This window comes from Pseudomonas sp. SLFW, assembly GCF_009905615.1.
In the GTDB taxonomy this organism is placed as follows: Bacteria; Pseudomonadota; Gammaproteobacteria; order Pseudomonadales; family Pseudomonadaceae; genus Aquipseudomonas; species Aquipseudomonas bambusae.
In genome coordinates this window covers 483,599-505,978 of the sequence record NZ_JAAAKW010000002.1, presented here as the reverse complement: position 1 = coordinate 505,978, position 22,380 = coordinate 483,599, and the positions used below count along the sequence as shown (strand labels likewise).

Here is a 22,380-nt window from a genome sequence, read left to right as displayed (position 1 = left end):
TATCGCGGCGCATAGAGGGATCATGTGTATTTCTGAAATATCACGGCGTTGCACGATCTGTGGGAGCGAATTTATTCGCGAAGGCGGTCACCCGGGCGCCACGAATCCATGCCTCGCGTACAATGCCCCGGACCTCAACGCCGAGACGCTTCGATGACCCGCCCCGCCACACCTCGTAAACCCCGCGCACGTAGCCAGGCCCGGATCGATTCGATCCTTGATGCCGCCCGTACGCTGCTCGCGTCCGATGGCGTGGCGAGCCTGTCGATCTACAGCGTGGCCGAGCGCGCGGGGATTCCTCCGTCGTCGGTTTACCACTTCTTCGCCAGCGTGCCTGCTCTGTTGGAAGGTCTGACGGCAGACATCCACAGCGCCTTCCGCGACAGCCTGCAACAGCCCATCGATCACGCTCTGCTCTACACCTGGCATGACCTGTCTCGACTGGTCGAAACGCGCATGCTCAACATCTACAGCGAAGACGCTGCCGCTCGCCAGCTCATCCTCGCGCAGCACGGCCTGACCGAAGTTACCCAGGCCGACCGCCAGCACGACATCGAGCTTGGCAACCTCATGCACGCGCTGTTCGCCAAGCACTTTCAGCTCCCGGCACTGCCTGACGACGTCGACGTGTTTGCTCTGGCACTGGAATTGGCCGACCGCGTCTACGCCCGCTCAGTCCAACTGCACGACAGCATCACCCCGCGCATGGCCGAAGAAGGCCAGCGGGTATTCGATGCTTATTTGGGGCTTTATTTGCCGCCGTTTTTGCCGAAGTCAAGTACGGTTACTTGATCTCTGCGATGAACCCTCTTAGCGAGCTCAGATTATCGTCCGGCCCTCCGTCTCCCGATGCGTAAATCGTTTCGTCGGTTGAAGAGTGAATGAGCAGATTGCGCATGAACGAAACCTTGGCCTCCCCTCCGGATGGAATATCGGGGTTGAACGTCAGCCATCCGTCTGGCGCGAAGGACGTATCGACTTTGCCTTCATCTGTGAAACGCACAACGAGCATTGCGCGGGCATAACCTGAAGACCTGTCCTCGACGCCACCACCGATCACAAGCTTGCCGTTGAATTGAACACTTGCGCCGCCGTAGATGAAGTCGGTATCCAGATAGGCTCCGGGCACTGCGGGGTTAGGCACCCGAAACAGTACAGGCTTACCATCGTTGAATCTCTCGACCTTCTGGCCGTTGACGTCTACCCGCACGACGAGACCCGACACGCCGTTATCCATGACATTACCGCCCACAAAGTATCCACCGTCCTGGTGACGCACGACGTAGTTGAACTCCATCTGAAATGGGTTACCAGGCAGGCCTAGATCGGCAGGACGGAACAACACAAAGCCTTCATTGCCGAAACTTTCATCCAGTTGGCCATTAAATGAATAGCGGGCGAGGAACAGCTCAAATCCCGACAGCCTATTGCCGATGGTTCCGATCACTGTCACTCCTCGGCCCCTCCCGTCCCAGACCATTCCGACCGGCCCCGTAGCTTTGTCTTGGTATTTGACGACCACCATCCCGCCTTCACCAAATGCGCTATCCAACTGCCCATTCTCCATGATGCGCATCAAGGTGCCCGAGCTGCCAAACCGTTGACCAATCAAACCGTAAAGCCTGCCGTCTTCAGCTCCAGCCAGTACACCTGCGCTGCCAGTGGTCTGAACCTCGCTATTGCGGTGGGCGGCGTCTGTGGGGGCTTTGCGCTCGCCTACGATGGGCGGGCGAACCCTATGCACAACTTTGCCGCCGGTGCCAAAACCTGTATTCAGCGTTCCATCAGCATTGAAACAAACCAGTCCCAGCGCGCCCTCCAGTTGCAGCCCGGCGATGACACCTTCGTCGGTATTTGAACCTCGCGGGACGAGCCCGGCGGGTTTGAATGGGTATGTCCAACTACCGGGCAGCTCCTCGCTCCGCCATCCATCCGGGCCGCCAAACCCATTGTCTGCTGACCCGTCTAGCCCGAGTCGCGCCACGAATACTGATGGCAGGTCGTAACTGCTATCTGTCACGTACAGCTTGTCCCTGGTCGCGTTTAACGCTGTGATCGTTTCATGCTTCTTGTTCGATGACACATCGAATGGAACCTCGAAAACCTTCGAGACAGCTGCTTTTTTACCTTTGTTCATGATCGTTCTCCGTCCATGCCATGAGGCCAAGTCCCCTTGAGTCCGATCAATTCGCAAAGGCGCATCAGGCCTCTTTCACCACGGCGATACATCCGTCAGACGCAGTCAGGCTATGAGGTATTCGCAGCGCTGCCTAGCTGGCAGAAATGACAGGAGGCGTGGGGCCAGCACCTCAACAAAAAGCCCGACGTGTCTTGAAAACGGTTTGCTGAGAAGCAAAAAACCCCGAAGGGCTCGCGCCCGTCGGGGTTGTTCACAACGCATCGATCACAACTTGGCGATCGACACCTCGGTGGATTTTACGAAGGCGATCACTTCGCTGCCGACGACCAGTTCCAGCTCTTTGACCGAGCGGGTGGTGATCACGGAAGTGACGATGCCGGAAGCGGTTTGTACGTCGATTTCGGACAGGACGTCGCCGGTGACGATTTCCTTGATGGTGCCTTTGAATTGGTTACGAACGTTGATGGCTTTGATAGTCATGATAGGTCTTCCTTTGTGAGATCAGTGCCGAGTGCAGTATTGCATCCGGATTAGTTGGCCCAACGCAGTTGCGTGGGCAGCGGTGAAGTCGGTTCGGGTTCGGGCGGGCTGCCAGGCAGCGACAGGACGCGGTTGAGCACTTCGGTTTCCAGGGCTGCCAGTCGATACGAGCCACGGGCGCGCGGCCGAGCGAGGTCCACTTGCAGATCAAGGCCAATGCGGCCTTCTTCGATCAGCAACACGCGATCGGCGATGGCAACCGCCTCGCTGACGTCGTGGGTCACCAACAGTACGGTGAAGCCATGCTTTTGCCAGAGGTCTTCGATCAGTTGCTGCATCTCGATCCGGGTCAGGGCATCCAGCGCGCCCAGCGGTTCGTCCAGCAACAACAGGCGAGGCTGGTGAATCAAAGCGCGAGCCAAGGCCACACGTTGCTTCTGACCACCGGACAACGCCGCTGGCCATTCATTGGCACGCTCGGCCAGGCCCACGGCGGCCAAGGCTTCCAATGCCTTGTCACGCCAGTCGCCGCTCAGACCAAGCCCAACGTTGTCGATGATGCGCTTCCACGGCAGCAAACGCGCTTCCTGAAACATCAGGCGGGTGTCTTCCCGCGCATCGGCCAGCGAGGCGTTTCCGGCGAGCAATTGGCCGCTGGTGGGCTGATCAAGCCCTGCAAGCAGGCGCAGCAAGGTGCTTTTGCCGCAACCGCTGCGACCGACCACGGCCACGAATTGCCCGGCCGGGATGTGCAAATCGATGTCTTTCAAGACTTCACGCGAGCCGAAGGTTTTCTTCAGCTTGCGCACTTGCAGGGGAATCCCGCGCAACAGGTTTGCCGGTTGTTGGAGATTGCTCATCGTGCGCCACCTTTTGCCACTTGATACGCCGGGTGCCAACGCAGGCAGACCCGCTCCAGACCGCGCGCCGCGAGGTCTGCCAATTTGCCGAGCACCGCGTACAGCACGATCGCCAGCACCACTACATCTGTCTGCAAAAACTCGCGGGCGTTCATCGCCAGGTAACCGATGCCGGAGCTGGCCGAGATGGTTTCGGCCACGATCAGCGTCAGCCACATGAAGCCCAATGCGAATCGCACGCCCACCAGAATCGAAGGCATCGCCCCCGGCAGGATCACGTGACGGAACAAGCCGAAACCTGACAGGCCGTAGCTGCGGGACATCTCCACCAGCGCCGGGTCGATATTGCGAATGCCGTGGTAGGTGTTCAGGTAAATCGGGAACAAGGTGCCGAGTGCGACCAGAAAAATCTTCGCGCTTTCGTCGATGCCGAACCACAGGATCACCAACGGGATCAGCGCCAGGTGCGGCACGTTACGAATCATCTGCACCGAGCTGTCGAGCAGGCGTTCGCCCCATTTCGACAGGCCGGTGATGAAGCCCAGCGTCAGGCCGATGCTGCCGCCGATGGCGAAGCCGATGCCCGCACGCCAGCCACTGATCGCCAGGTGGGTCCAGATTTCGCCACTGCGCACCAGCGTCACACCCGCTTCGATGACCGCGCTTGGCGCAGGCAGGATTCGGGTGGAGAGCCAACCGGCGCTGACCGCCAGTTGCCAGATCGCCAGCAACAAGACCGGTAGCAACCAGGGCGCCAGTCTGTGAGTGATTCTTTCCACGCTCATGGAGTTGTCTCCTCTTAATGCCGAGGCTTACTGCGCTTTCGCGACAGCAGCAGGTGGCGTCCAGATCACATCGGCGATGCTGAGCGGTTTAGGGATCAACTTCAGTTGATAGAAGGTGTCGGCGATTTTCTGCTGGGCTGCGACGGTTTCAGGGGTGATGAACAGCGCCCCGTAACCTTGGCGTTTCACCGAGATTTTGGTGATGTCTTCTGGCAGGCCGAGCAGCGGCGCGACTTGTTTGGTCACGTCATCGGGGTTGGCCTTGGACCACTCGCCCACCGCACGGACTTCTTCGACCAGCGTTTGAATCACTTTCGGATGCTGCTGTGCGTAAGGCTTGGTCGCCAGATAGAACTGGTTGTTGTCGACGATGCCAGTGCCATTGCGCAGGGTGCGTGCCTGAAGCTGTTGTTCGGCGGCGGCCTGGTACGGGTCCCAGATGACCCAGGCATCGACCGCGCCACGCTCGAAAGCGGCACGGGCGTCAGCCGGTGGCAGGTAGACGGTCTGGATATCGCTGTATTTCAGACCCGCCTCCTCCAGCGCGCGCACCAGCAGGTAATGCACGTTAGAGCCTTTGTTCAACGCGACTTTTTTGCCCTTGAGGTCTGCCACCGATTTGATCGGGGAATCCTTGGGCACCAGCAGCGCTTCGCTGGTCGGCGCAGGCGGCTCGGAGGCCACGTACAGCAGATCGGCGCCTGCGGCCTGTGCGAACACCGGCGGGGTTTCGCCGGTCACGCCGAAGTCGATGGAGCCGACGTTGAGACCTTCCAGCAACTGAGGGCCACCCGGGAATTCAGTCCATTGCACTTGGACGCCCTGCTCAGCCAGTTTCTTTTCCAGCGAGCCTTTGGCTTTGAGCAGGACCAGCGTGCCGTACTTCTGATAGCCGATGCGCAAGGTATCGGCTTGAGCTTGAGTTAAAACGCCGAAGGACACCGCCGCAGCAAACAGAGCGACCAGGCCTCGACGCAAAATGACAGTGCGCATGGCACGCTCCTTTGCTTGTAGCTTTTAGGTGGCACCTGCTTGTCCGATGGCGGGCAAGTAAGGTGTGGATGGGATTCATTGCCAGCGATTTCGCCAGGACGGTGAAACCATAACAGGGGTTGTTTATTCTCTAAAATCATATTTCTTCATTTGGTTAGCACCAAATTGAATATAAAGAATCTTCCGGACGACGCGTACTGTCTGTAGGAGCGAATTCACTCGCGATGCAATGTCCCTGGCGAAAAATGTGTATCGACGGGACTGGCCATTCGCGAATGAATTCGCTCCCCCAGGTCCATCATTTCATCCAGAGGAATGGATTCGAGGCCTTAAAAAAAAGGGCCGATAAATCGGCCCGAATGTCGTGGTTGAAACAGAATTTCAGCGGTTGGGCTGTGGGGTCAGGCGCAGGTATGGCGTGACGGCCTTATAGCCTTTTGGAAAGCGTTGCTTGATCTCTTCTTCATCCTTGATCGACGGCACGATGACGACGTCGTCGCCATCCACCCAGTTCGCAGGCGTCGCGACTTTGTGGCTGTCGGTCAATTGCAGCGAATCGATCACCCGCAGGATTTCATTGAAATTGCGCCCGGTGCTGGCCGGATACGTGATGGTCAGGCGCACTTTCTTGTTCGGGTCGATCACGAACAGGGAGCGCACGGTCAGCGTTTCACTGGCGTTGGGGTGAATCAGGTCGTACAGGTCAGACACCTTGCGGTCGGCGTCGGCCAGGATGGGGAAGTTCACGATCGTGTTCTGGGTCGTGTTGATGTCGTCGATCCATTTCACGTGGGATTCGGCCGAGTCAACGGAGAGCGCAATCGCCTTCACATTGCGCTTCTCGAACTCGTCTTTGAGTTTCGCGGTGAAGCCCAGCTCAGTGGTGCATACGGGCGTGAAGTCGGCAGGGTGGGAGAACAACACACCCCACTTGTCACCCAGCCACTCGTGAAACTTGATGCGGCCTTCACTGGAATCCTGTTCGAAGTCGGGGGCGATGTCGCCAAGTTTGAGGCTCATGCAGTCAGCTCCTTTGTTGTGTGTGTTCTGGAGATACTCTGCCTGTGAATTCACGGAAACTGAAAGACCGAGTGGTCATGTCGTACGATTGTTTGGCTATATAAATAAGCAAAAACCCTTTATTACAGGCATAAAAAAGCCCCGCCGAAGCGGGGCTCTTTTTAACTGACCCGGCTTATTTGAAAGCGTAGGTGTAGTTGAAGATCAGACGAGTCTGGTCTTGGTCAGCAATGTGGCTGTTCTGCGCGTTGGTGCCCGAGAAGTCGCCACGGTAGTTAGCACGACGCAGGGTAGCGCCGAAGCCTTTGAGTGGACCTTCCTGGAACACGTAGTCGATACGCATGTCGCGTTCCCACTCGGAGCTGTCGCCCAAGTTGCCGCGCTGCGACTTGATGTTGGTACCTTTCAGGTAAGCGAATGCCGCTTTCAGACCTGGAACGCCCAGACGTGCGAAGTCGTAGGAGTATTGACCGAAGTTAGTGGTCTCACCGGCACGTGCGAACTGGTTGATCATCGAGTCAGTGAACAGGTAGAAGCTGGAACCGCCTTCACCGTCTGGACGGCCACGGCCGTCAGCCACGTTACCGTTGCTCATCCATACGAAGCCGCCGTCGTCGCCCACGTCTTGGTGACCGAGCATCAGAGAGTGGCCACCGAGGGTGTACGTGAACATGGCAGACCAGGTTTTGTTGTCAACTTCGCCAGCGTGCTTGGCATAGCCGCCGTTGTTGTTGAAGACATAACCGGTTTCGCCGTTCTTGCCGTCGGAGCTGCTGTCGAAGTAACGCAGGTCAGTCTTGAAGGACTGGTCGTCAGCGATTGGCAGAATGTGCACCAGACCGAAGAAGTTCTGCTTGTAGTAGTCTTCCAGCTCGGAGTGGTAAGCCTGCAAGGTCAGGTCTTTGGTGACTTTGTAGTCGACACCGGCGAAGGTGAAGCTGTTGGAGCCCTTGGTGCCGCCTGCAGTCGCCAGACCGGCGTAGTTGCTGGATGCACGGCTTGCGCCTTGGGTGATCTTACCGGCGGTCAGCGTGAAGTTGTCGATGTCCTTCGACTGGATGATGCCACCCTGGAAGGTCTGCGGCAGCAGACGACCGTCGTTCGCCACCAGAATTGGCAAGTTAGGCTGCAGAGCAGTACCTACTTTCAACTCGGTTTTGGAGATCTTGGCCTTGAAGTTGGCGCCAGTACGCGACCAGTCATCAACCGACGAACCATCGGTGTCAGTCGGGAAGAAGGTGTTCGAGGTGCCAGTGCCGTGGTGAGTGATACCACCACCCAAGTGAATACCGACCAGGCTCTGTACATCCAGACCGAAACCAACAGTGCCTGGGGTGTAGCCAGAGATGAAGCTGAAGATCAGACCTTCCGCAGTTTCACGCTGGTCGGATGCCTTGGCGGCGCCGAACTGCTCGCGGTTGTCGTTTTCGAAATACATGGTGCGGGAACTGACTGTGGCTTTGCTGTCTTCAAAAAAACCAGCTGCACCAGCCTGAGTGGCCATCACACCTACGGATACGGCCAAGGCCAGGGTGGACTTCTTCATTGTGTATCGCTCCTCTTGAATCTAATTTTTGTAGTTCCTTGGTATCGAGACCGAAGGCTCAAGACCGCGGATGCGCGATTAGCGCTGGACCTGACTCGGCGAGTCAATGGCCCCAAGACTAATTGACTAGACCGCGTTAACAGCTGGCTGCAAGGTAAGGGAAATCCTTTAAACCTAAAAAGACTTTGTAGACCTGCTTTTATGCCGCGCAGTTATATGTCACAAGTCGTTTCAGCCGTCCGTTGCGGAGTGTATCGGCGTCTTTACCTAATTCCCAAAAAATATTTACATCCCGTTCGTCAGATCGATTGGTTTCTGCACATCGTACGACCGGAACTCGACTGCCCAGTCATGGTCGCCGTGCGAAACAGGATGAGAATAAGGTAGATAACCCGTTGAAAATAAAGACCTTGATAACCACGTAGACGCAATTGTTACAGTTGTCACCGTGCTGTCTGTCTATTTTTTATAATATTGCGTCGCTGACTCGTCAGTTAACAGGCACACCTGCCACCTGGCGCGCTACAAGATCACTGATAGCCCTTCCCTCAGGTTTCAGCCGGATGCAGGCAAGCGCTCAGCAGCTTCCTTCAGACGAGCGGGCAGATCGTATTTACAGAATGTGACATTTCGATGAACGGTCAAAGTGTATCCGCATCTTTTCCGAATTTCGCTGTCAGGGGTCGGTCCAAGCTCTACTTTCCTCTCTAAGCTCATGCCAAAAGGTTATTTACTTGGCGTTTCTTAGATCATTTACGCTTCGCCTCATTCAGTCCCTCGGTCTGACTTGATCCGGAGCCTCACCATGAAACTGCTCAAACCCCTTCGCTTGTTGGCGGCCCTGTCGCTGGCCGGTTCTGCCCTGCTCGCCCAGGCTGCGGATTTCACCGTTGCTTACCAGACCACCGTGGACCCGGCCAAGGTTGCCCAGGCCGATGGCGCGTATGAGAAAGCCACGGGCTCAAACATTTCCTGGCGCAAATTCGATAACGGCGCCGACGTGATCACGGCCATTGCTTCGGGTGACGTGCAGATTGGCTACCTCGGCTCCAGCCCGCTGACGGCAGCGGCGACGCGCAAAGTTCCGGTGGAAACCTTCCTGATTGCCACCCAGATCGGCGCCGCCGAAGCGCTGGTGGCGCGCAATGGCGCAGGCATCAACAGCCCGCAGGATCTGGTCGGGAAGAAGATCGCCGTCCCATTCGTGTCCACCGGGCACTACAGCCTGTTGGCAGCGCTGAAGCACTGGAACATCGACCCAACGAAAGTGACCATCCTGAACCTTGCGCCACCGGCCATCGCCGCCGCCTGGAAACGCGGTGACATCGACGCCACGTACGTATGGGACCCGGCGCTGGGCGTCGCCAAGGAAACCGGCAAAGTGCTGATCACCTCCGGCGAACTGGCCAAAATTGGCGCACCGACCTTCGACGCTTGGATCGTGCGCAAGGACTTCGCCGACAAGCATCCTGAAATCGTCAAAGCCTTCGCCAAGACCACTCTCGACGCCTACGCCGATTACCGCAAAGACCCGGCGGCCTGGGTCGCCAACGCCAGCAACGTCGACAAGCTGGTGAAGCTGTCCGGCGCCAAAGCCACTGACATCCCGGGCCTGCTGGAAGGCAACGTCTACCCGCTGGCGGCGGATCAGGCGAAAGAGCTGGGCGCACCGACCACCGAAGCCATCGGCAAGACCGCTGCCTTCCTGAAAGAGCAAGGCAAAGTCGATGCGGTGCTGGCGGATTACACGCCGTATGTCAGCGCGAAGTTTGTTACCCAATAACGCCACGCAACTGACTGTAGGAGCGCGGCTTGTCCCGCGACCTGCCGCGAAGCGGCAGTAAATCGACTAAATGCGGTGCCTCAGGCGTGTTGCATTTGGAGGGTTTACGACTGCTTCGCAGCCGGTCGCGGGACAAGCCACGCTCCTACAGAGGACGTGTCAGTTCCTCATATAGAAGCGGAGTCATCGCCATGGCCTTGTTAAAGCTGGAGCGCATCTGCGCACAGTATCCCGGTGCGGCCGAGCCGGTACTGTCCGACATTTCCCTGAGCCTCGGCCCGCAACAGCTGCTGGTGGCCCTCGGCCCTTCCGGCAGCGGCAAGACTTCGTTGTTGAACCTGATCGCAGGCTTCGTCGAGCCAAGCGCCGGTCGCATCACCCTCGACAACGTTCCGGTCAAAGGCCCCAGCGCGGAACGTGGCGTGGTGTTTCAGGACGATGCCTTGCTGCCGTGGCAGGACGTACTCGCCAACGTCGCGTTCGGCTTGGAGCTTGCTGGCGTCCCTCGCGCGCAACGTGAAGCCAAGGCCCGTGACATGCTGGCGCTGGTCGATCTCGCCGGGTTCGAAAATCGCCGTATCTGGCAACTGTCGGGCGGCCAAAAACAGCGCGTAGGCCTGGCCCGCGCCTTGGCCGCCGACCCACGGGTTTTGCTGATGGACGAGCCGTTCGGTGCGCTGGATGCGTTCACCCGTGAACAGATGCAAGAGCTGTTGCTGCAAGTCTGGCAGCGCAGCGCCAAACCGGTGTTTCTGATCACCCACGACATCGAGGAAGCCGTGTTCCTCGCCACCGACCTGATCCTGTTGGCGCCGAATCCGGGGCAAATCGTCGAGCACCTCGCGCTCGACTTCGGCCAGCGCTACAGCGCAGGCGAATCGGCACGGGCGATCAAGTCCGATCCCCGTTTTATCGAAACCCGCGAACACGTGTTGGCTCGGGTGTTTTCTCAACGTCAGGCCATTCAGGAGCAACGGGCATGAGCAGATACCAATCCCCGCCGCTGGCCGATGCTCTTACACCGACGTCGCTTCCTGCGAAAGCCGGAGCGCGGCGCCTTTACATCAGCACACGCGCCATCAGCGTCCTGACACTGGTCGCACTGCTCGCCGCCTGGTGGGTGGTCACGGCATTCGAATGGGTCGAGCCGTTGTTCCTGCCGCCGCCCTCTGCGGTGCTGGAAAAAGCCTGGTTGCTGATGACCAAGGGTTACATGGAGTCCACCCTCTGGCAGCACCTCGGCGCCAGCTTGCAACGCATCGGGCTGGGTCTGGTGTTCGCAGTGCTGACGGCCATTCCGGTCGGCATTGCCATCGGCCATAACCGTATCGCGCAGGGCATTTTCGACCCGCTGATCGAGTTCTACCGCCCGATCCCGCCGCTGGCGTATTTGCCGCTGATCGTGATCTGGTGCGGCATCGGCGAGTTCTCCAAAGTGCTGCTGATTTACCTGGCGATCTTCGCGCCGATTGCCATCGCCACGGCCACCGGCGTGCGCACCGTGGACAGCGCCAAACTGCGTGCCGCGCAGTCGCTGGGTGCCACGCGCTGGCAGCTGATTCGGCATGTGATTTTGCCCAGCGCCCTGCCCGACATCCTCACCGGCGTGCGCATCGGGCTGGGGGTGGGTTGGTCAACGCTGGTCGCCGCCGAGCTGATCGCGGCCACCAGCGGCCTGGGTTTCATGGTCCAGTCCGCTGCGCAATTTCTGGTCACGGATGTCGTGGTACTGGGGATTCTGGTGATCGCGTTCATCGCATTCGCTCTGGAAATGGGCTTGCGCGCGCTGCAACGCAAACTCGTGCCGTGGCAAGGCGAGAATCATTGATTACTGACAAGAACAGACACTGACTACGCCGACACTTCGGCGCACATTGTGAGAACCCGCATGAGCCTTCACATCACCCCTATCAGTTCGGCATTGGGCGCGCAGATCAGCGGCGTCGACCTGAGCCGGGACCTGACCGCCGATCAACGTAATGCCATCGAGCAAGCGCTGCTCGACCATCAGGTGCTGTTTTTTCGCGAGCAGCCGATCACGCCTCAACAGCAAGTGCGCTTCGCTTCCTTGTTCGGTGATCTGCATGTGCACCCGATTTACCCTAACGTGGCTGAGCAGCCGGAAATCATGGTGCTCGACACGGCGCTGACGGATGTACGCGACAACGCCATCTGGCACACCGACGTGACCTTCTTGCCGACGCCCGCCCTCGGTGCTGTCCTGAGCGCGAAGCAATTGCCCGCCTACGGCGGTGACACGCTGTGGGCCAGTGGCATTGCAGCGTTTGAAGCGCTGTCCAAGCCGCTGCAAACGTTGCTCGATGGGCTGACGGCTACTCACGACTTCACCCGATCCTTTCCTGTGGAACGCTTCGGCAGCACGGCCGAAGACCTCGCCCGCTGGGAAGAAACCCGCCGTAAGAACCCGCCACTGTCGCACCCGGTGATCCGCACGCACCCGGTGAGCGGGCGCAAGGCGCTGTTCGTCAACGACGGGTTCACCACGCGCATCAACGAGCTGGAAGCGGCGGAAAGCGAGGCGATTCTGAAACTGCTGTTCGCCCACACCACCCGCCCCGAGTTCACCCTTCGCTGGCGCTGGCAGGAAAACGACATCGCCATGTGGGACAACCGCGTGACACAGCACTACGCCGTGGACGATTACCGCCCACAGCGCCGGGTAATGCATCGCGCCACGATTCTGGGCGACGCGCCGTTCTAGCTCATCAGCCCTCTTCGAATCCCACGCGGTACGTCAGCTCACGAATCAGCGCCATTTCCTGTGCCTCATACGCGGCCTTCAACGCCGCGTATTCTGCGCCCAGCTCCTCGATTGCCTGGCCGGGAAAGCGGTCCGGAACGGCCAAGACCCGCGCCAGGTAATCGTCCTTCAGCGTCTGGAAGCGCTCGGCATAGGCCCCGCGTAGGTAATCCACCCAAAAGTCGCGCTGGGCGGCATAGGCCATGAATGGCTCGCCGTATTCCCCTTGCTGTACACGGGCCAGCGCAGCGTCCAGTTCACCGGGACGAATGCTGGCGTGCACCTGATACAACATGTTGCTCGGCGGCAATGGCAGGTCCAGCTCCGAGGCCCAACGCAGGCGATAGGCCAGACGCACTTCGGCCTCGTCGCGACCGGCAGCCTGCTCACGGGCAACGGCGTCGAGCTCGTGCAGTCGGTACAGGCGCCGGGTCAGTCGGTACAGTGATTGCCCGCGCAGTTCGGCTGGCACGTTGCTCAGCGACTGCTCGATGAACATCTGAATCTCGATCTGATTAAACACCAGCCACGCGCCGTCGGAGCAGGTTTGAAAGCCCGTTTCAGGCTGCACGAGGGCCTCTTCGGCGATGCCGTTGTACAGCAGCCGGTTTTCGAGATTCCGGTCCGCCGCATCGAGCACGCGCCACACCCGCTCTGCAAACTCGACACGTGTCTGCGCATTACGATAAGGCGCTGATTGCGTAAGGCGCCCGATCAGCGCCATCAGGTTTGGCGCATCGCCTCCTTCCTCGATGCGCTGCCACAATGCCTGATGGGCCTGGTTTTCGTCGACCGACCCGAGGAGCCATTGCTCGACGTCAGGCACTTCCTCAGGGGGTGGAGGCTCTGGGCTGTACAGACCGCCGGAAGAATCGGAGTCTGATTCGTAGGTGTCGGAATCCGAGTCATGGCGCTCCGGTGACAGCTCAAGAATGTCGTCGGGAAAGTCCATCGCAAAGGTATAAGACCCGCGATAGCGCTCAGAAACGTGCGCCCTGCGCATCGTTTCATGGGTCAGCGGATTGCCGCGCAAGGCGATTTCGGTCTGCCCGATGTCATTGCGCGGGTTCCGCAAAACGCGCTCGGGCAGCTCGGTCAGTTGATTGTTGTCCAGCGTCAGTCCTTCCATGGGGAGCAGGACGTCCACCCAGTCAGGCCACTGCGTCAGCCCCGAGTTGTCGAGAGAAAGCCAGGTCAGACGGCCTCGCATCGCGGAAACATCGGAGATCGCGCCCAGTACGTTTCCGCTCAGATCCAGTGCATTGAGATGAGGTAGCCTCGCGAGAAACGTCATGACCTGCTGATCGATAAGACGGCCCTGATCCCGGATGCTCAAGGTGTTCAGTTGCGGCAGGCGCGACAATGCGGACGGCAGCGCCGGCAGAGGCTCCACGGCCCCGGTCAACTCCAGATTCGTCAGTTGTGGAAAGCGCGTCAGAAATCGATTCAGCTCAGCCTCGCTGGCCCCGACCCGGATCAATTGCAGGCTGCGCACGCGCACGTCAAAGAACGCTGGCAGTTGCGCAGGAAAGTCCGCCAGCGCAATGCCCTGGACAGTCAAAACCGTCTGCGTCTGGCCTTCGCCGTAGAGGCGCGAGTACTCCAGCAGGGTTTCGCCGATGGCGCGCCGAACCTCTACCGCTTCTTCAGTCAATGGCCGGGTCGAGGTAGAAGCCTGGGTCCAGCTGTCGATGGCCTCTCGCAATTGGGTGCGCTCCTGCCTCATCTGATAGATATGAGCGGCCAGATGAGGGGGTACGTCGAGCTGGAACCGAAACCGGTTATTCACTCCTTCGTTGAGCCGAATGCGGGTCATCGTCAGGCGGGAAAGTGGGTTGCCTTGCAGCGAAACCGTGGTCGATCGATCGGTCGAGGCTTGCAGGCTGGACATGTCCCACGGCACTTCCATGATGCGGTTAGTGCGCAACGACAGCTCGGTGATCGACGAGGACGCCAGCCCGTCTAGCCACGCAGGCCAACGCTCGAGCCCCACGTTGTCCAGCCTCAGTGTGCGCAAATGCAAGCCAGTGAGCGTGGTCGGCTCGATAACGCTGATGGTGTTACCGCTCAGGTCCAGCGTTTCCAGATGTTCGAGCCGACTGAGAGACTGCACTTCCAGCAGACTGATCGACAGGCTCTGATTGACCAGCCGCAAGCTGCGCAAGGCCGGAAACGACTGAGCGACCAGGTACGGCAGCTGAAAGACCAGCGGGTCGTTCGCCATCGTCGAACGGCTGATTTCCAGCGCTGTGACGCCCGGGAATCGCACGAAAAACGCTTCCAGGGCAAGACGCTGATCCACCCATCGGGCAATTGGCGGTGACACCGTTGATACCGGTCGATTGATGGCGATCTCGATCAGGTCCATGCGAGTCACGCGTTGACTGAAAAAGTCAGGGAGCGCTGGCGGGAAGTCGCTCAGCACCACGTTTTGCAAACGCAATGTCGCGCCGTTGGACGTGACCTCGGGCAAGGCTGTTTCGGCCCAATGCCGCCAGATGGCATCATGAATGCGCGTTCGATTCGCCTGCCGCTCGGGCGCTTCGGGCGCGGACACTGAGCTGTCGCCCCAGGCGTTCAAACTGACGTCCAGCGCAAGACGCTCGTCAAGCACCTCAATCAGCCGCTGGTGAATCTGCTGACGATCCAGGCCTGCGGCCTCTAACGCAGCCAAAATGTGCTCGGCAGAGGCGTCGCCGTTCGACGCGCCGGTGGATCGAATGAGGTCCAGCAAGGTGTCCCGCGCGATAAACCCTTGCAGGGCCCCTCTGCCACTCAAGGGATAACCCAAGCGCCCGTCCGCCAGCCGCATCGGCGAGGGTCGGCCCGGCGTGGCGGGCTGCATGTTCAATAGCGTGCGCAGCGCAGGCCGGGGGAGCAACGGACCGTTCTGAACAGCGAGTTTGAGTTTCGGGCCATCCCAAGTGCCGGGAAATCCCAACGCGGCGCGCGGTGCATCGGGTAGCGCGTGCAGAACTGCCGCGTAAAAATCATCGCGCCCATGCAGCTCCAGTCCTCGCTCGTCATAGGCTTCAAAGCCGTCGGCATGCCGAACCAGAACCTTGCGCAGCGTCGATTCCACAGGGCCAATGGCGTCAATCAGCGGACCAGCGAATCGACGGTCGTGCAGCTCAAGACGCAACTCCGCGGACCAGCCAGGCAACGTCTCCAGTGAGTGAAGAATCAAGACGTCGCTGTCGGGGTTGCGCACCGATTCGAGGTAAAGCCCTTCGTAAGCGCGCGCCAATCTGACCTGCTGCTGATAGACACGAATCTCTTCGGCAACGCGCACGGGCACCTGCCCGTTGGCCAACGCTGCACGCTCAGCGGCCGACGCAGCGCGGACCACTTCATCCACGATGGGACCTGGCAGGTCGGGGTAGCGGCGGGTGATCAAGCCCCCTTCGGCTTCCTGCGCGGAAGACAGCGCACGATAACGTGATGCAAAGGCTGCCGCCTGGTTGATCCCGGCACTCTCGCCCCGCTGCTCGCGCGACATGTCCTCATCCAACTGGAAACGGCGCATTGTGTCCTCAAGCAAGGCCGGAGGGCGTTGCCCCTCTGCCAACGCTCTGCGCAGCACGGTTTCGTGGGTGTCGCTGATCTGCAAAATGCGTTGCGCCGTCACGTCGGAAAACGCGTCGGCGGTATGACCCAATCGGCGAAACAGTTTCAGACCCTCCCACTCCAGAGGGCGATCTGCCGGGTGCATCCAGGCGCCTGCGCCATTGCTGCGCAGCGGGGGTTCATAGCTGATGGCTTTGGTAGGATGCTCGATCCGCAACGGCTCATTCGCGGACGACCTTTTTACCGAGTGCACCTTACCCTCGAGAGAAACCCAGGTTTTGTTCTGGTAGTGATAGACCCCGTAAACGTCAGGCTTCAGCCCAGCGGGCAGCACTGTGTCATGGGCAAAAGGTCTGATATCGGGTTTCCACAATCGGGTTTCACCATTGGGCAATTCGACCTCTTCCAGTTCCTCGATGAATGAAGGCGTCTCGACCGTGAGGGTTTCTACCGCCGGAGTGCCGCTGCCATGAGCAGCCCCCAGTGCGGCCATGAGTGCTACGTTTTCCGCCACGTCCATGAGGCAACGCCAGCCCTGTTCCCACTCGCCGCGCGTCCAACTGTCCACGCCTTCGAAAACCTCGACCCCCAACTGCGCGGCCGCGACGGCCATCATCACGGCGCCGACCGGCGGGACGACGAACCCCACCGCGTTCAGCGTCTGTAGCGCGATGTTTTCAAAATAGTGAACACGTTGCTCGAAGGTTTTCTGGTCTTCATCCGCCGTAGGCACTCCATGAAACAGCGCGTCGTCCTTGAGGATCGCGGCATTTTGCTCAGTGACAGCCGTCAGCAGCCCGACCTTGAACTCATGCTCCCGCAGATGGAGCTTCGCGTTCACGTCGACCTGCGGCTCGTACCAGTTTCTGTCGTTGTTCCACACCACAGGCCGCAGGCATGACTCCAGCTTTGCGAACAGTTCTGCCTGGTGACGGGCGGGAACGAAACGCTGGAAAAACGCCGAATAGCCTTCCATCAACAATCTGTCGCGCAGCGCAGCGGTGAACACAGCGCTGGATGGGTATTCCTTGAGCGGGCAGACCGGATCATTCGGGATGTAGACCACGACACTCTGCACGGTGTCTGCGCTGTCGCGGGGTTTGCTGATCGTCACGATGCCTGTCAACTCGACGTCCCACAGGCGCAGGAAGCTGCAGGTCATCGGCTCGCCTTCGAGCGTGGCTTGCGTGACGTTTGCGGCCACCTCTAATAAAGGAGCGTAAAGACGTTGGCTGATATGCCCCTGCATCAAGGCCAGGTGGACCTGAATGCGAAGGGCCGACTCTGCCACACGCTTGAGCAAGCCCCGTCGATTGAACGTGGCGGCATCGGAAGCATCGCCGGGCTCGGAAACAGGGTTCAGGAACGCGCTGATTTTTTGCTGATACTGCCCGCCGAGATCCAGCTCCCGGGACAGGGCCGCGAAGGCTTCAGGCGCAATCGCCAGTGGGGTTGTCGGCAATGCCAGCCCATCGACCGGGTAGCGGTCGTAAACCGCCGCCTTCTGTCGCGCATCGAGGTCCATTCCACCCGGTTCAGTTTCCCAGGCCTCGAAGTTTTGCAACGCGGCATGCAGCAACGTCTGCGTCGCTGCCTTAAGTGATTTCTGGTATTCGACCAGCGGATCTCTGGACACGGCTGCAAATGAATCGTCGATACGAATCCTGCGTGCGTGAAACAGCCAGGTTGTGCGGACGTCCACCTCCAACCCGAATCGCTCTTTAAGCGCGGTAACGAGCAAGGGTTCGGCAAATGCCTCAAGGGAAGGAAAGTCTTTCAACACCTCGTTGAGTTCTGCTTCTCTTGAGCGGTGCAGCACGTAGTCATCCCGCAATGCCTTGACGACTTCAGGCATGGATTGGCGGGCCTGTTCAAACCAGGTGAGTCGCGTGGCGCCCGCCTTGCGCAATGTGCTGTGAAGGTCCGATGGGGCGCTCGCCAACCAGTCGGGTATTTTGCTTCGGATGGTGTTCAACTGCTGAGACATCGTTAAAGCCCTGAAACTTATATGGAATTTCTGAGCGTATTCAGAAAAGCGTCCATAAAAAGCTCAAAAATCTGATAGCAATCAGGGGGCTTCACGGCACATTTGGAATGGATAGCAGCTTTAAATACTACCTATTGCAGATTTCCCACAATTGGGTGCATCGATGGCGCGGCAGTTGCCGCGACGTGCATCACTTTGGCTCTCTGACCTTCGAAAATGCGCGAATAGCGTGCAAAAATGATCAAGAAATAATCAATCTCGAACGCTGTTCAAATCGCGTGCGAACCGTACCGGCCATTTCCGACGTTGGTCGAAAGGCCTGAAAACGGGGCTTCTATGGTTATTTCGAAATTTCCTACAGGCTTTTCTCAAAACTGGCACGCGCTCTGCAATAGGTTAAGCATCACCAGTTTTGGGGACCTTGGTACAGGCAGGCCGGGGATTCCCCTCTTTTATTCCTCTCGGAGACTGACCTCCAGTCTCCAGCGCCCGTCCTGAGTTGCGCCGTGCCACTCACCGCGCAACGGACGGGCCGCCAGCAGGTTCAGCAACAACCCCTTGTCACTCTTCTGAACTCTCCAACGCACATCACGCCCGTTGAGCTTCAACTCGCCCCGTTGCGCATCGCCTTTGGCGTTGAAGAGCAAGGCCACGGCGCCGTCGATGATCTCGCCATGCAACTGCGGCTCGCGGTTGAACCACACCGCCACGCCACCGGACAGCACCTCGATACGTTGCAGCTCAATCGGGTCTGGCGTGGTCACGCGACCGATCATCAACCCGACCATCACGCCAAATATCGCGATAGACCCCAAAAACCGCCGCCATAGCTTCGGTCTCGGGTCTTCTTCGGGGGTAGAATGCATCCCGTCCTTTTGTTCGGAGCCGTGCATGTTTCACGTGATCCTTTTTCAACCAGAAATTCCGCCGAATACCGGCAACGTCATCAGGCTGTGCGCCAACAGTGGCTGCAACCTGCATTTGATCGAGCCGTTGGGCTTCGAGCTGGACGACAAGCGCCTGCGCCGCGCGGGCCTCGATTACCACGAGTACGCCACGCTGCACCGTCACGCCGACTTGGCCAGTTGCCTTGAAAGTATCGGCCAGCCGCGCCTGTTCGCTTTTACCACAAAGGGCTCGCGGCCTTTCCACGACGTGGCGTTTCAGGAAGGCGATGCATTCCTGTTCGGCCCGGAAAGCCGGGGATTACCGCCAGAAGTGCTGGACCCGTTGACCACCGAGCAACGCCTGCGCCTGCCGATGCGTCCCGATAGCCGCAGTCTGAACCTGTCCAACACCGTGGCCATCGCGGTGTACGAGGGTTGGCGTCAGTTGGGGTTCAAGTAATCCGCGGTTACGCAGAGCACCCTGTGGGAGCCTGCGTCGCTTATCCGATATCCAACAAAAAAGCGCCCATCACAGGCGCTTTTTTCATTCGGTCAGGCCGCAAGGCTTACTGAACGGTCGGGGTCTCGCCCGATTCCTGCATGCGCTGCAGCTCTTGCGCGTACAGGGCGTCGAAGTTCACCGGGGCCAGCATCAGCGCCGGGAAAGAACCGCGAACCACCAGGCTGTCGATGGTTTCGCGCGCGTACGGGAACAGGATGTTCGGGCAGAACGCGCCGAGGGTGTGGCTCATCGACGATGCATCCAGCCCCTTGATCAGGAAGATACCGGCTTGCTGGACTTCAGCGATGAAGGCGATTTCCTCGCCGTTCTTCACTTCGACCGACAGGGTCAGCACGACTTCGTAGAAGTCATTTTCCAGCTGCTTCTGGCGAGTGTTCAGGTCCAGGCTGACGCTCGGGGTCCACTCCTGACGGAAGATCGCCGGGCTTTTCGGCGCTTCGAACGACAGGTCACGCACGTAGATGCGTTGCAGGGAAAATTGTGGAGCTTCTTCTTCGTTGGAAGTAGCGCCGTTATTCGTTTGATCGCTCATCTCAGATCCTTCTTACTCTTGGGTCTTGTAGGGTTCGAATTCAGGCGCTCAACAGTGTGTCGAGCTTACCGGCACGTTCCAATGCGAACAGATCGTCGCAGCCGCCGACGTGGACCGAACCGATCCAGATCTGCGGGACCGACGTGCGTCCGGCCTTTTTTGTCATTTCAGCGCGAATCTGCGGCTTGCCGTCGACTTTGATTTCCTCGAAATCGACGTTCTTGCTTTCGAGCAGGTACTTGGCTCGCGAGCAGTAAGGGCAATAATCGCTGGAGTAGACGACGACTTCAGCCATGTCACTTCACCAGTGGCAGGTTGTCGCCGCGCCACGACGAGACGCCGCCAGACAGCTTGGCCGCAGTGAAACCGGCCTTGAGCAGCTCGCTGGCCACGTGACCCGCGTGCTGACCGGCGGCATCGACGATGATCAGGGTCTTGGATTTGTACTTCTCAAGTTCCGAGGTACGGGACATGACCTTGTCCTGAGGGAAGTTCAGGGCGCCCACGATATGGCCAGTGGCGTAGTCCTTCTTGGGACGCACGTCGATGACCACCGCCTCATCACGGTTGACCAGCGCGGTCAGCTCACCCGTGCTCAAGCTCTTGCCGCCCTTGTTCAGCTCTGTCGCGATCAGCAGCGCCAGCAGAATGACAAAAGCGCCAGTGATCAAATAGTGGTTCGTGGCAAATGCAAGCAGGTGATCAACCATCATCAGGTTCCAGGGCGTTAAAATGTCGGCCAGTATACACAGCCCCCAAGGTGGGCCAAAGCCCGTACGGCAGTGACGCCGTCGGAACTTCGTCCTAAACTGCTGATCTTTTTTCTACTTCACCTATTAGCCAAGAGTGGGATTCATGACTACCACGCCTAAACCATTGGTTCTGATCATCCTGGACGGCTTCGGTCACAGCGACAGCCACGACGGCAACGCGGTCTACGAGGCGACCGCCAGCAAAAAAACGCCGACCTTCGATCGCCTGTACAAGACCATGCCCAACGGCCTGATCTCCGGTTCCGGGATGGATGTCGGTCTGCCAGACGGTCAGATGGGCAACTCTGAAGTGGGCCACATGAACCTCGGCGCCGGACGCGTGGTGTATCAGGATTTCACTCGGGTGACCAAGGCGATCAAGGACGGCGAGTTCTTCGAGAACGAAGCCATCTGCAAGGCCGTGGATCAAGCCGTGGGTGACGGCAAGGCCGTGCACGTCCTGGGTCTGCTCTCCGATGGCGGCGTACACAGTCATGAAGATCATTTGGTCGCCATGGTCGAACTGGCCGCCAAACGTGGCGCCGAGAAGATCTACCTGCACGCGTTCCTCGACGGTCGCGACACACCGCCACGCAGCGCGCATCAATACCTCGACACCATGGAAGCGGCCTATGGCCGGCTGGGCAAAGGTCGTACTGCCACGATCATTGGCCGTTATTTCGCCATGGATCGCGACAATCGCTGGGACCGCGTTGAATCAGCCTACAACCTGATCGTCGACGGCAAATCCGAATTCCAGGCCGACACTGCGAAGGCAGGACTGGACGCCGCCTACGCCCGTGACGAAAACGACGAGTTCGTCAAAGCCACGCGCATTGGCGATCAGGTCAAGGTCGAAGACGGCGACGCTGTTGTCTTCATGAACTTCCGCGCTGACCGCGCCCGCGAACTGACGCGTGTGTTCGTCGAAGACGATTTCAAGGACTTCGCACGTGCCCGCCAGCCAAAACTGGCTGCCTTCGTCATGCTGACCCAATACGCCGCGTCCATTCACGCACCCGCCGCGTTCACCAAAGGCAGCCTGGACAACGTGCTCGGCGAATACCTGGCCAAAAACGGCAAGACTCAGCTGCGCATCGCCGAAACCGAGAAATACGCCCACGTGACGTTTTTCTTCTCCGGAGGCCGTGAAGAGCCGTTCGAAGGCGAACAGCGCATCCTGATTCCCTCGCCGAAAGTCGCGACCTATGACCTGCAGCCTGAAATGAGCGCGCCGGAAGTCACCGACAAGATCGTCGATGCCATCGAAAATCAACGTTTTGACGTGATTATCGTCAACTACGCCAACGGCGACATGGTGGGCCACAGCGGCATCATGGAAGCAGCGGTCAAGGCGGTTGAATGCCTGGACGTGTGCATCGGTCGCATCACCGAGGCGCTAGAAAAAGTCGGTGGCGAAGCGCTGATCACGGCCGACCACGGCAACGTCGAGCAAATGACCGACGAGAAAACGCATCAGCCGCACACCGCGCACACCTCTGAGCCGGTGCCGTTCGTCTACGTCGGCAAGCGTGACCTGAAAGTGCGCGAAGGCGGCGTGCTGGCAGACGTGGCGCCGACCATGCTGACTTTGCTGGGTCTGGAAATCCCGAAAGAAATGACCGGCACGTCGATTCTGGTCGCCAGGTAAGCCCCTAAACCGGCGTGTTCATCCCAAACACGCCGGTTTTTGTATGAAATGTCTGAAAGCCGCGCCCGATGAGCGTTTTTTTTGCAGCCTTCGGCGGGCATACTAAGCCCGTC

19 protein-coding genes are annotated in these 22,380 nt (G+C 59.1%); 7 read left to right on the top strand and 12 right to left on the bottom strand.

Going from position 1 to position 22,380, the window contains the following annotated elements; translation table 11 throughout:
- Positions 1-153 precede the first annotated feature (153 nt).
- The gene (locus tag GVN17_RS05705) at positions 154-792 is read left to right on the top strand and encodes a TetR/AcrR family transcriptional regulator (protein WP_166594243.1); all 639 of its coding nucleotides are present in this window, start codon (positions 154-156) and stop codon (positions 790-792) included.
- Here GVN17_RS05705 and GVN17_RS05700 read toward each other — a convergent pair.
- From GVN17_RS05700 to GVN17_RS05670, 7 genes are all read right to left on the bottom strand, one after another.
- Positions 785-2,137: a hypothetical protein gene (locus GVN17_RS05700; protein WP_166594242.1), complete on the bottom strand. Its 1,353-nt coding sequence runs from the start codon at positions 2,135-2,137 to the stop codon at positions 785-787. The genes GVN17_RS05705 and GVN17_RS05700 overlap by 8 nt on opposite strands.
- 267 nt (positions 2,138-2,404) lie before the next feature.
- Positions 2,405-2,620: a molybdopterin-binding protein gene (locus tag GVN17_RS05695; protein ID WP_062379390.1), complete on the bottom strand. Its 216-nt coding sequence runs from the start codon at positions 2,618-2,620 to the stop codon at positions 2,405-2,407.
- A 50-nt stretch (positions 2,621-2,670) separates the two neighbouring features.
- Complete coding sequence (gene ssuB, locus GVN17_RS05690; RefSeq protein WP_166594241.1) at positions 2,671-3,480, bottom strand: aliphatic sulfonates ABC transporter ATP-binding protein; 810 nt, start codon at positions 3,478-3,480, stop codon at positions 2,671-2,673.
- Positions 3,477-4,265: an aliphatic sulfonate ABC transporter permease SsuC gene (gene ssuC / locus GVN17_RS05685; protein ID WP_166594240.1), complete on the bottom strand. Its 789-nt coding sequence runs from the start codon at positions 4,263-4,265 to the stop codon at positions 3,477-3,479. The genes ssuB and ssuC overlap by 4 nt, the downstream gene beginning before the upstream one ends.
- 27 nt (positions 4,266-4,292) lie before the next feature.
- On the bottom strand, positions 4,293-5,258 hold the full coding sequence (locus tag GVN17_RS05680; RefSeq protein ID WP_166594239.1) for a sulfonate ABC transporter substrate-binding protein: 966 nt from the start codon (positions 5,256-5,258) through the stop codon (positions 4,293-4,295).
- Between the two features lie 381 nt (positions 5,259-5,639).
- On the bottom strand, positions 5,640-6,278 hold the full coding sequence (locus tag GVN17_RS05675) for a peroxiredoxin (protein WP_166594238.1): 639 nt from the start codon (positions 6,276-6,278) through the stop codon (positions 5,640-5,642).
- Between the two features lie 175 nt (positions 6,279-6,453).
- Positions 6,454-7,824: an OprD family outer membrane porin gene (locus GVN17_RS05670; protein WP_166594237.1), complete on the bottom strand. Its 1,371-nt coding sequence runs from the start codon at positions 7,822-7,824 to the stop codon at positions 6,454-6,456.
- Between the two features lie 805 nt (positions 7,825-8,629).
- Here GVN17_RS05670 and tauA point away from each other — a divergent pair.
- From tauA to tauD, 4 genes are all read left to right on the top strand, one after another.
- Positions 8,630-9,607, top strand: a complete 978-nt coding sequence (gene tauA / locus GVN17_RS05665; RefSeq protein WP_166594236.1) for a taurine ABC transporter substrate-binding protein — start codon at positions 8,630-8,632, stop codon at positions 9,605-9,607.
- A gap of 191 nt (positions 9,608-9,798) precedes the next feature.
- Positions 9,799-10,590: a taurine ABC transporter ATP-binding subunit gene (gene tauB, locus GVN17_RS05660; RefSeq protein WP_166594235.1), complete on the top strand. Its 792-nt coding sequence runs from the start codon at positions 9,799-9,801 to the stop codon at positions 10,588-10,590.
- Positions 10,587-11,435, top strand: coding sequence for a taurine ABC transporter permease TauC (gene tauC / locus GVN17_RS05655; protein WP_166594234.1), 849 nt, complete (start codon positions 10,587-10,589; stop codon positions 11,433-11,435). The genes tauB and tauC overlap by 4 nt, the downstream gene beginning before the upstream one ends.
- Before the next feature lie 60 nt (positions 11,436-11,495).
- Complete coding sequence (tauD, locus tag GVN17_RS05650) at positions 11,496-12,329, top strand: taurine dioxygenase (RefSeq protein WP_166594233.1); 834 nt, start codon at positions 11,496-11,498, stop codon at positions 12,327-12,329.
- A gap of 4 nt (positions 12,330-12,333) precedes the next feature.
- Here tauD and GVN17_RS05645 read toward each other — a convergent pair whose 3' ends face one another.
- Positions 12,334-17,922: a dermonecrotic toxin domain-containing protein gene (locus tag GVN17_RS05645; RefSeq protein WP_166594232.1), complete on the bottom strand. Its 5,589-nt coding sequence runs from the start codon at positions 17,920-17,922 to the stop codon at positions 12,334-12,336.
- A 452-nt stretch (positions 17,923-18,374) separates the two neighbouring features.
- Positions 18,375-18,815: a hypothetical protein gene (locus GVN17_RS05640; protein ID WP_166594231.1), complete on the bottom strand. Its 441-nt coding sequence runs from the start codon at positions 18,813-18,815 to the stop codon at positions 18,375-18,377.
- Between GVN17_RS05640 and trmL the strand changes: the two genes are divergently transcribed.
- The gene (trmL, locus tag GVN17_RS05635) at positions 18,814-19,269 is read left to right on the top strand and encodes a tRNA (uridine(34)/cytosine(34)/5-carboxymethylaminomethyluridine(34)-2'-O)-methyltransferase TrmL (protein ID WP_166594230.1); all 456 of its coding nucleotides are present in this window, start codon (positions 18,814-18,816) and stop codon (positions 19,267-19,269) included. The genes GVN17_RS05640 and trmL overlap by 2 nt on opposite strands.
- Positions 19,270-19,375: 106 nt before the next feature.
- On the opposite strand, the gene secB is transcribed toward trmL, so the two are convergent.
- Genes secB through GVN17_RS05620 form a run of 3 tightly spaced genes read right to left on the bottom strand, consistent with a single transcriptional unit; the run spans position 19,376 to position 20,574 of the window.
- Positions 19,376-19,864 (bottom strand): protein-export chaperone SecB, encoded by a 489-nt coding sequence (secB, locus tag GVN17_RS05630; RefSeq protein WP_166594229.1) that lies wholly within the window; start codon positions 19,862-19,864, stop codon positions 19,376-19,378.
- Between the two features lie 40 nt (positions 19,865-19,904).
- Positions 19,905-20,159, bottom strand: coding sequence for a glutaredoxin 3 (grxC, locus tag GVN17_RS05625; protein ID WP_166594228.1), 255 nt, complete (start codon positions 20,157-20,159; stop codon positions 19,905-19,907).
- 1 nt (position 20,160) lies between these two features.
- Positions 20,161-20,574 carry a rhodanese-like domain-containing protein gene (locus GVN17_RS05620; RefSeq protein ID WP_166594289.1) on the bottom strand — a complete coding sequence of 138 codons (414 nt, stop codon included), beginning with the start codon at positions 20,572-20,574 and terminating at the stop codon, positions 20,161-20,163.
- 145 nt (positions 20,575-20,719) lie between these two features.
- On the opposite strand from GVN17_RS05620, the gene gpmI reads away from it, so the two are divergent.
- Positions 20,720-22,267 carry a 2,3-bisphosphoglycerate-independent phosphoglycerate mutase gene (gene gpmI / locus GVN17_RS05615; RefSeq protein WP_166594227.1) on the top strand — a complete coding sequence of 516 codons (1,548 nt, stop codon included), beginning with the start codon at positions 20,720-20,722 and terminating at the stop codon, positions 22,265-22,267.
- Positions 22,268-22,380: the final 113 nt, after the last annotated feature.

Coding starts and splice junctions, on each gene's coding strand:
- GVN17_RS05675 (WP_166594238.1), bottom strand. CDS start 6,278: ATGAGCCTCAAACTTGGCGACATCGCCCCCGACTTCGAACAGGATTCC.
- GVN17_RS05645 (WP_166594232.1), bottom strand. CDS start 17,922: ATGTCTCAGCAGTTGAACACCATCCGAAGCAAAATACCCGACTGGTTG.
- secB (WP_166594229.1), bottom strand. CDS start 19,864: ATGAGCGATCAAACGAATAACGGCGCTACTTCCAACGAAGAAGAAGCT.
- grxC (WP_166594228.1), bottom strand. CDS start 20,159: ATGGCTGAAGTCGTCGTCTACTCCAGCGATTATTGCCCTTACTGCTCG.
- trmL (WP_166594230.1), top strand. CDS start 18,814: ATGTTTCACGTGATCCTTTTTCAACCAGAAATTCCGCCGAATACCGGC.
- ssuB (WP_166594241.1), bottom strand. CDS start 3,480: ATGAGCAATCTCCAACAACCGGCAAACCTGTTGCGCGGGATTCCCCTG.
- GVN17_RS05640 (WP_166594231.1), bottom strand. CDS start 18,815: ATGCACGGCTCCGAACAAAAGGACGGGATGCATTCTACCCCCGAAGAA.
- GVN17_RS05705 (WP_166594243.1), top strand. CDS start 154: ATGACCCGCCCCGCCACACCTCGTAAACCCCGCGCACGTAGCCAGGCC.
- tauD (WP_166594233.1), top strand. CDS start 11,496: ATGAGCCTTCACATCACCCCTATCAGTTCGGCATTGGGCGCGCAGATC.
- ssuC (WP_166594240.1), bottom strand. CDS start 4,265: ATGAGCGTGGAAAGAATCACTCACAGACTGGCGCCCTGGTTGCTACCG.
- GVN17_RS05695 (WP_062379390.1), bottom strand. CDS start 2,620: ATGACTATCAAAGCCATCAACGTTCGTAACCAATTCAAAGGCACCATC.
- tauB (WP_166594235.1), top strand. CDS start 9,799: ATGGCCTTGTTAAAGCTGGAGCGCATCTGCGCACAGTATCCCGGTGCG.
- GVN17_RS05680 (WP_166594239.1), bottom strand. CDS start 5,258: ATGCGCACTGTCATTTTGCGTCGAGGCCTGGTCGCTCTGTTTGCTGCG.
- gpmI (WP_166594227.1), top strand. CDS start 20,720: ATGACTACCACGCCTAAACCATTGGTTCTGATCATCCTGGACGGCTTC.
- GVN17_RS05700 (WP_166594242.1), bottom strand. CDS start 2,137: ATGAACAAAGGTAAAAAAGCAGCTGTCTCGAAGGTTTTCGAGGTTCCA.
- tauC (WP_166594234.1), top strand. CDS start 10,587: ATGAGCAGATACCAATCCCCGCCGCTGGCCGATGCTCTTACACCGACG.
- GVN17_RS05620 (WP_166594289.1), bottom strand. CDS start 20,574: ATGGTTGATCACCTGCTTGCATTTGCCACGAACCACTATTTGATCACT.
- tauA (WP_166594236.1), top strand. CDS start 8,630: ATGAAACTGCTCAAACCCCTTCGCTTGTTGGCGGCCCTGTCGCTGGCC.
- GVN17_RS05670 (WP_166594237.1), bottom strand. CDS start 7,824: ATGAAGAAGTCCACCCTGGCCTTGGCCGTATCCGTAGGTGTGATGGCC.